Source organism: Promicromonospora sp. NPDC060204 (genome assembly GCF_042728455.1).
Classification (GTDB): domain Bacteria; phylum Actinomycetota; class Actinomycetes; order Actinomycetales; family Cellulomonadaceae; genus Promicromonospora.
Genome location: NZ_JBHWZO010000290.1, coordinates 1 through 7,457, shown reverse-complemented (window position 1 = coordinate 7,457; position 7,457 = coordinate 1). Strand labels below are relative to the sequence as shown.

At 73.3% G+C, this 7,457-nt stretch carries 8 protein-coding genes and 1 pseudogene; 6 read left to right on the top strand and 3 right to left on the bottom strand.

Annotation, left to right across the window (positions count from 1 at the left end; all coding sequences use genetic code 11):
* Together ACFWEJ_RS25130 and ACFWEJ_RS25125 are read left to right on the top strand one after the other, a co-directional pair.
* Positions 1-184: pseudogene (locus ACFWEJ_RS25130) on the top strand (NAD(P)-dependent oxidoreductase); the annotation flags it as partial.
* Positions 185-307: 123 nt separating this feature from the next.
* Positions 308-1,321 carry a zinc-dependent alcohol dehydrogenase family protein gene (locus ACFWEJ_RS25125; protein ID WP_377231905.1) on the top strand — a complete coding sequence of 338 codons (1,014 nt, stop codon included), beginning with the start codon at positions 308-310 and terminating at the stop codon, positions 1,319-1,321.
* Between the two features lie 163 nt (positions 1,322-1,484).
* On the opposite strand, the gene ACFWEJ_RS25120 is transcribed toward ACFWEJ_RS25125, so the two are convergent.
* The gene (locus tag ACFWEJ_RS25120; RefSeq protein WP_377231904.1) at positions 1,485-1,889 is read right to left on the bottom strand and encodes a RidA family protein; all 405 of its coding nucleotides are present in this window, start codon (positions 1,887-1,889) and stop codon (positions 1,485-1,487) included.
* A gap of 202 nt (positions 1,890-2,091) precedes the next feature.
* Between ACFWEJ_RS25120 and ACFWEJ_RS25115 the strand changes: the two genes are divergently transcribed.
* Positions 2,092-2,808, top strand: coding sequence for a TetR/AcrR family transcriptional regulator (locus ACFWEJ_RS25115; protein WP_377231903.1), 717 nt, complete (start codon positions 2,092-2,094; stop codon positions 2,806-2,808).
* A gap of 82 nt (positions 2,809-2,890) precedes the next feature.
* Here ACFWEJ_RS25115 and ACFWEJ_RS25110 read toward each other — a convergent pair whose 3' ends face one another.
* The gene (locus tag ACFWEJ_RS25110; protein ID WP_377231902.1) at positions 2,891-3,778 is read right to left on the bottom strand and encodes a TetR/AcrR family transcriptional regulator; all 888 of its coding nucleotides are present in this window, start codon (positions 3,776-3,778) and stop codon (positions 2,891-2,893) included.
* A 207-nt stretch (positions 3,779-3,985) separates the two neighbouring features.
* On the opposite strand from ACFWEJ_RS25110, the gene ACFWEJ_RS25105 reads away from it, so the two are divergent.
* Positions 3,986-4,450 (top strand): VOC family protein, encoded by a 465-nt coding sequence (locus tag ACFWEJ_RS25105; RefSeq protein ID WP_377231901.1) that lies wholly within the window; start codon positions 3,986-3,988, stop codon positions 4,448-4,450.
* Here the strand turns inward: ACFWEJ_RS25105 and ACFWEJ_RS25100 are convergent.
* Complete coding sequence (locus ACFWEJ_RS25100; protein ID WP_377231900.1) at positions 4,441-5,160, bottom strand: FadR/GntR family transcriptional regulator; 720 nt, start codon at positions 5,158-5,160, stop codon at positions 4,441-4,443. The two genes, ACFWEJ_RS25105 and ACFWEJ_RS25100, sit on opposite strands and share 10 nt — an antisense overlap.
* A 151-nt stretch (positions 5,161-5,311) precedes the next feature.
* Between ACFWEJ_RS25100 and ACFWEJ_RS25095 the strand changes: the two genes are divergently transcribed.
* Together ACFWEJ_RS25095 and ACFWEJ_RS25090 are read left to right on the top strand one after the other, a co-directional pair.
* On the top strand, positions 5,312-5,902 hold the full coding sequence (locus tag ACFWEJ_RS25095) for a gluconokinase (RefSeq protein WP_377231906.1): 591 nt from the start codon (positions 5,312-5,314) through the stop codon (positions 5,900-5,902).
* Positions 5,902-7,457, top strand: a 1,556-nt coding sequence (locus tag ACFWEJ_RS25090) for an SLC13 family permease (protein ID WP_377231899.1), incomplete at its 3' end; no start/stop codon positions are given. The genes ACFWEJ_RS25095 and ACFWEJ_RS25090, both read left to right, overlap by 1 nt.

Below are 7,457 nucleotides of genomic sequence, written 5' to 3'. Positions count from 1 at the left end.
GGTCGTGGCCTTCGCCGCCGACCTCCAGCTGGCGGGCCGCGACGCCGGGACCGCGGGCTGCGTCGCCGGGATCGACGCGTCGATCGCGGCCGGCGACCTGCAGACCGACAGCGACGACCTGGACCGCCTCCTGGGCCGCCCCGCCACCCCGCTGGCCGACGCCATCCGCGCCGCGCGCGGCTGACCCGCGACGCGCCCGGGCGGTCGCCTCCCGGCCCGACGCGCCTCCCGGCCCGACGACGGCGCGGCGGGCCGGGAGGTAACGACAGACACTCCCTCATCCCCGCGGCGCGTGTTGAATGGGGGCATGCGAGGAGCAATCATTCATGGAGCCGGGGACGTCCGCTTCGAGGAGCGGACGGACCCCGTCGTCGTCGAACCCACTGACGCCGTCATCCGGACCGTCGCCGCCTGCGTGTGCGGCTCGGACCTGTGGCGCTACCGCGGGATCTCCGAGGTCAAGCGGCCCACGCCGATCGGCCACGAGTACGTCGGCGTCGTCGAGCAGGTCGGCGCCGACGTCACCACCGTCAAGCCCGGCGACTTCGTGGTCGGCGGGTTCCTGCACAGCGACAACACCTGCGCGGTGTGCCGCAAGGGCATGCAGGCCAACTGCCTGCACGGGGGCGGCTACGACGGCTGCCAGGCCGAGAAGATCCGCATCCCGAACGCGGACGGCACCCTGCTCGCCACCCCAGGCGAGCCGGACGCCGACCTGATCCCGAGCCTGCTGAGCCTGTCGGACGTGATGTGCACCGGCTGGCACGCGGCTGTCTCGGCCGGGGTCGGGCCGGGGTCGAGCGTCGTGGTGGTGGGCGACGGCGCCGTCGGGCTGAGCGGCGTCCTGGCCGCGGCCCAGCTCGGCGCCACCACGATCATCGCCATGAGCCGGCACGAGTCCCGCCAGAAGGTGGCGCAGGAGTTCGGCGCGACGCACATCATCGCCGAACGCGGCGAGGAGGGCCTCGCCAAGGTGCTGGAGCTGACCGAGGGCATCGGCGCGGACGCGGTCCTGGAGTGCGTCGGCACCGCCGAGGCCCGGGCCCAGTCGGTCGAGCTGGTGCGGCCGGGCGGCATGATCGGCCTGGTCGGCGTGCCGCACGGCGACCTGCCCACCGACACGCTGTTCTGGGGCAACAAGGGCATCCACGGCGGCGTCGCGCCCGTCCGCGCCTACCTGCCGCACCTGCTGGACCTGGTGTGGAAGCGCGAGATCGACCCGGGCAAGGTCTTCGACCTGACCCTCCCGCTGTCGGAGGTCGCGGAGGCCTACCGCGCCATGGACGAGCGCCGGGCGATCAAGGTGCTGCTGCAGAACTGACGCCCGGCCGGGCCGGGCCTGCCGGGCGGCGTCGCCCCGACCCGTTTGACCATGCATCTGCTGCCAGCCTGATGCCGGACCTGGCAGCAGATGCATGGTCATTCGCGGGGTGCCCGTCCGGGGATGGTCGGCGGGGTTGGTCAGCCGGGGCTGGTCGGCCGGGTCAGTCGGGGAGCGCCGCCGTCAGGTCGACCTCGACGAGCTGGCCGGCGAAGCCGAGCACCGTGACGCCCAGGAGGGTGCTCGCGGTGGTGAACGCCGCGGCGAGCGGCCCGGCGTCCAACCGGTGCCAGACCGCCGAGAGCACGGCGCGGTCGTCGCTCGCGACGTAGACGACGGAGCGGACGACGTCCTGCGGCGCGGCGCCGACGGCGGCGAGCGCCGCCAGGGCGTTGGCGGCGACCTGGTCCGCCTGCGCCAGCGGGTCGTCGGCCCCGACGAGGGCACCGGACGCGTCGAGCGGACACTGGCCCGCCAGATGAGCGGTCCGGCCCGCCTCGACGATCGTCACGTGGTGATAACCCGGCGTCGCGTGCAGCCCGTCCGGCTGCACCCTGCTGATCCGCATCGCAGGAGTGTCGCAAGGACGAGGGCTCCCCGCGAGGTGTTTTCCGGGACCGGAGCCGCGTACCCGCCGCGAGCCAGCGGCAGCAACGCGTGGCGGGAGCTCAAAGCACGAGCCCGACGGCGGGAGCCCGGCCAGCCAGGGTGCGATGATGTTTCGCGCGAGTGGAACACCCCGTCCGTTTCGGCGAAATGAGAGTCGAGTCATGAGCGAGCGCCAGGTCGTGAACGAGCGCCAGGTCATGAACGAACGCCAGGTCATGAACGAGCACCTTGAGACCGCGCCGCCCGAGGCCCTGGAGCCCTACCCGGAACGCGAGCTGCGGTCCGACGCGCGGGACAACCGCGAGCGCATCCTCCAGGTGGCGCGTGCGACGTTCGCGGAGCACGGCATCGACGTCCCGATGCGGGAGCTCGCACGGCGCGCCGGCGTCGGGCCCGCGACGCTGTACCGGCGCTTCCCGACCAAGGAGGCACTGGTCACCGAGGCGTTCGGCGAGCAGATGGCGACCTGCTCGCGAATCGTCGAGCAGGGCCTGGCCGACCCAGACCCGTGGCACGGGCTCGGCGCAGTGATCGAGGAGGTCTGCGTGATGCACGCCCTGGACCGCGGCTTCACCGCCGCGTTCGTCACGGCGTTCCCGAAGGCCCTCGACTTCGCCCGCGAGCGCACGCACACCCTGCAGTCGCTGGCGGAGCTGATCCAGCGCGCGAAGGACTCCGGCGGCCTGCGCCGCGACTTCGTGCTCGACGACCTGATCATGCTGATCATGGCGAACTCCGGCATCCGGGCCACGTCCCGCAAGGCCGCGGTCGCCGCCTCCCGCCGGTTCGCGGCGCTGCAGATCCAGTCGATCAGCGCCCGGCCCGACGTCGCGCCGCTGCCGCCCGCCGTCCGGCTGCCGCTGCTGGCCGCGATCTAGGGCCATTCCTCGCCCCGCCTAGGACCAGCGCCCCGCCTGCGACCAGCACGCCGTCTGCGACCAGCCCCGCGCGGCCGGCGGTCTACGAGCGGGCTCGCCGAACGAACGACTCGACCCCGTCCAGGACCCGCGACAGGCCGAACTCCCAGGCCCGCTCGGCGTCGTGCAGGCCGCCGTACTGGCTGGTCGCGGCGGTGCCGACGCGCACGGCCAGCGCGTACCGGTCCCCCAGGACCCGCTCCATGTGGGGCGCATGCACGGCCCACCACTGCGCGTCGTCCTGGCCGGAGCGCTCGGGGAGCGACCGCCAGGCGAGCAGACCGGCCGTGGCATCGCGGGCGTAACCCAGCACCAGGGTCAGCACGAGGTCCATCTCGACGTCGGACAGCCCGATCCCGTCGACGGCGCGCAGCTCGGCGTCGTACTTGGCGATCGTTCCCGGCCCGAGCGGCGGTCGGCTCTCGAACCGGGCCAGGAGCCACGGGTGCCGCTCGAAGAGCGCCCGGTTCTCGTGCGCGACCCGCTCCAGCCGCGAGCGCCAGGCGTAGCCGTCGCCGGCGCCGCCGGCACCGTCCGCGTCGCCCGCGGCGTCCGCGCTTGCCGCCCGGCCCACCTCCCCCGCGCCGCCGGCGCCGTCCGCCCCGCCGGCCACGCCCACGCCGCCGGCGTCGCCGAGCCAGTCCACGTCGTCGTAGCGCACCTCGGCGAGCACCCGGTCGACCATGAGGTCGAGCAGCTCCGCCTTGTCCCGCACGTGCCGGTAGAGCGACATCGCGCCCACACCCAGGCGGTCGGCGACGCGCCGCATCGAGAGGCTGTCCAGGCCCCCGTCGTCCGCGGCCGCCACGCCCGCCGCGACGATCTGGTCGAGGCCCAGCCCGGGCTTGCGGCCGAGCCCGGAGGGCACCCGTGTGCCCCACAGCAGGTCCAGGGTCCGCACCCGGTCCCGCTCGTCGCCTGCCTCTGCCATGCGTCGCCTCCTCCGGCTCGTCGCTGCTGCACGTCACCCGCGCGGCACGTCACCCGCGCGGCACGTCACCCGCGCTGCATGTCACCCGCACGGCGCGTCGGCATCGACTATAGTTTGCGTACGCTGTACCCAAATGGAGCGACAGGCGCTCCGGCGGCAGCACGGTCGCGGCAAAACGATCGCGGCAACACGATCAAGGAGGCACCAGTGGTAGCAGCAGCATTCCGGGTGGGTCTGCGGGTGGACGACGTCGTCGCGGCGGCGAAGCTCTACCGGGGCTTCGGCTTCGAGGAGGTGGGCTCGATCCCCGGCCCCGACGGCGGTCCGGTGATGACGATCCTCGCGCGCGGCGAGGTGCAGCTGATCGTGGACGCCCTGGTCGGCATGCCGTTCCCCGACAGCGAGCGCGAACGGCTCACCCAGCAGGGCCCGCGCGGGCTCGGCGTGGCCGTCGGCCTGGGCGTGGACGACCTGGCCGCGAGCTACGACTACTGCCGGGCGTCCGGCTGCACCATCACGTCGGAGCCGGCCGACGAGGCCTGGGGCGACCGCGTGTTCGAGTGCGTCGACCCCTTCGGCTACCAGTGGGAGTTCTCCGAGCCCCTCAAGGACTGGGACGCCGGCGCGGGCCTGGACGCCGCACAGGAGAGCTGGTTCGGCGGTCAGGCCTGAGCGGGGTGCGCGGACGCCGAGCCGTCGTCGAGCGCGCCGCGCACCTCGCGCACGATGCGCGCCATCGCCTCCTCGGCGGCCTCGGCGTCGCCCGCGGCGACGGCCCGGGCCACCGCCTCGTGGGCATCGAGCGCCTCCGGCACGGGATAGGCGGGCATGAGGCCGAGGTGGATGCGCCCGGAGATCACGACGGCGACGACGTCGGCGAGCGCCGTGAACAGCTCGTTGCCGCTGGAGCGCATGACGAGCTCGTGCATGCGGATGTCGAGCGCGAGGAACTCCGGTCCGTCGCCCTCGCCCGCCTCGCCGAGCTTGCGCATCTGGCTGGCGGTGGCGACCAGCTCGTCGCGCACCGCCGCCGTCGCGCCGCGGGCCGCCCCGGCTGCCGCCCGCGGCTCGACGGCCTGGCGCAGCTCGGTGAGCGAACGGAGCTGGGACGTGCGGCCCGGGCCGTCCAGGCGCCACGCGATGACCCGGGGGTCGAGCACGTTCCAGGACGCGTGGGGCAGCACGACGATGCCCACGCGCGGACCGGACCGGACCAGGCCGAGGCCTTCGAGCAGGCGCATCGCCTCGCGCGCGACCGTGCGGGACACCCCGAACTCGCTGCCGATCCCGTCGAGCGTCAGCGCGGCGCCAGCCGGCAGCTCACCAGCGGTGATGCGGCGGCCCAGTGCGTCGAGGACGGGGCTGTGCAGCACGGGGGGCATCCTCCAAGAATAGTTGGGACCGGCTCGGGCCGAGCTCGGGCGCCGTCGACGACGGCGGATTGGTCACACCATTGGTGACATGAATCACGTGCTAATGGTGTCATCAATGGGTGAAGATAGGTGCATGGACACAGACGTCACCGAGACAGCGATGTTCTCGACCGAGACAAGCGGCGGCCCGTCAGGGCCCGCCGGGACCGATCCCGCACCCCGTGCCATCGTCGTGATGGGCGTGGCCGGCTCGGGCAAGACCACCGTCGCGGCCCTGCTCGCCGGGCGCCTCGGCGCGTCGTTCGCCGAGGGCGACGACTTCCACTCGCCCGAGAACGTCGCCAAGATGGCCGCCGGCCACCCCCTGGACGACGACGACCGCTGGCCCTGGCTGCGCGGCATCCGCGACTGGTTCGCCAAGGAGCTGAACGAGGGACGCAGCGCGGTGGTCCCGTGCAGCGCCCTGCGCCGCAGCTACCGCGACCTGCTGGAGACGGCGGGCCGGGACACGAACGGCAGTGACACGAACGGCAGCGTGCAGTTCGTGCACCTCACCGGCTCGTACGACCTGCTGCGCACCCGGATCCAGGGGCGCGCCGGGCACTTCATGAAGCCCGAGATGCTCGACAGCCAGCTCGCCGCGCTGGAGCCGCTGGCCGACGACGAGCCCGGGTTCTCCGTGGACGTCACGCCGCGCCCGGACCAGATCGTCGACGAGATCCTGCACCTGCTGGGAGAGGACGCCGCCTGATGCTCGACACCGCTCTCACCCTCCCTGCCCTCGCCCTCCCTGCCCTCAACGGACCTGCTCTCGCCGTCTCCGCCGCGGCGGACACCGCACCGACCGCCTCGACCCCGCAGCTCGTCCTCGCCGCGCTCATCGGCATCGTCGTCATCGTCGGACTCATCGTCTGGCTCAAGATGCACCCATTCCTCGCGCTCGTGCTCGGTTCGGGCGTGCTCGCGATCGTGGCCGGGGTGGGCCTCACGGACACGTTCACCAGCTTCACGGCGGGCCTCGGGTCCACCGTCGCCGGCGTCGGCGTGCTCATCGCGCTCGGCGCGATCATCGGCAAGCTGCTCATCGACTCGGGCGGCGCCGACCGGATCGTCGACACGATCCTCGACAAGACGCCGACCAAGCGGCTGCCGTGGGCCATGGCGCTCATCGCGTTCGTCGTCGGCATCCCGCTGTTCTTCGAGGTCGGCGTCGTCCTGCTGATCCCGGTCGTGATGATCGTGGCGCGCCGCATGCGCGCCAACCCGGTCCTGGTCGGCATCCCGGCGCTCGCCGGGCTCTCCGCACTGCACGGCCTGGTGCCGCCGCACCCCGGTCCGCTGCTCGCCATCGACGCGCTCGGCGCCAACCTGGGCCTCACGCTCGGCCTCGGCCTGCTGGTCGCGATCCCGACGGTGATCATCGCCGGGCCGCTGCTCGCCATCCCGCTCACGCGCTGGGTCAAGCTGGACCCGCCCACCACCGTGCTGGGCATGTCCGACGCCGCCGCGGGCGGCACGGGCGCGGGCGGCACCGGCGGCGCGCCGTCGTCCGGCACCTCCGGGAACGCGACGGCCACCGCGACGGCGACCGATGCCGGCACCACCACGCTGCGCAAGCCGTCGTTCGGCATCTCGGTCCTGGTCGTGCTGCTCCCCGTGATCCTGATGCTCGCGCGTTCCGTCGTCGAGATCGCGGGAACCACCGGGACGGGCTACGGCACCGTGCTGGAGTTCCTCGGCGAGCCGCTCGTGGCGCTGCTCATCACGTCGCTGTTCGCGCTGTTCGCCTTCGGCACCGCCGTCGGACGCACGCGGCAGCAGCTCGGCGACCTCGTCGGCTCCTCGTTCGCGCCGATCGCCGGCATCCTGCTCATCGTGGGCGCGGGCGGCGGCTTCAAGCAGACGCTCGTGGACACGGGCGTCGGCGACGTCATCGCCTCCGGCATCGCCGACGCCGGGATCACCCCGCTGCTGGCCGGCTGGCTCGTGGCTGCACTCATCCGCATCGCCACCGGCTCGGCGACCGTCGCGACGATCACCGCCGCGGGCATCATGGCGCCCCTGGCCGCGGGACTGGAGCCCACCCAGGCCGCGCTGCTCGTGCTCGCCATCGGCGCGGGCTCGGTGTTCCTGTCCCACGTGAACGACGCCGGCTTCTGGCTGGTCAAGGAGTACTTCGGCATGACGGTCGGCCACCTCCTGCAGCTGATGGCGCTCACCGCGATGGAGGAGCCCGCCTCCTTCGACGCGGACGCGCTCGTCGCCGAGAAGGCCAAGGTGCTCGGCGCCATCCGGCTCCCGAAGGA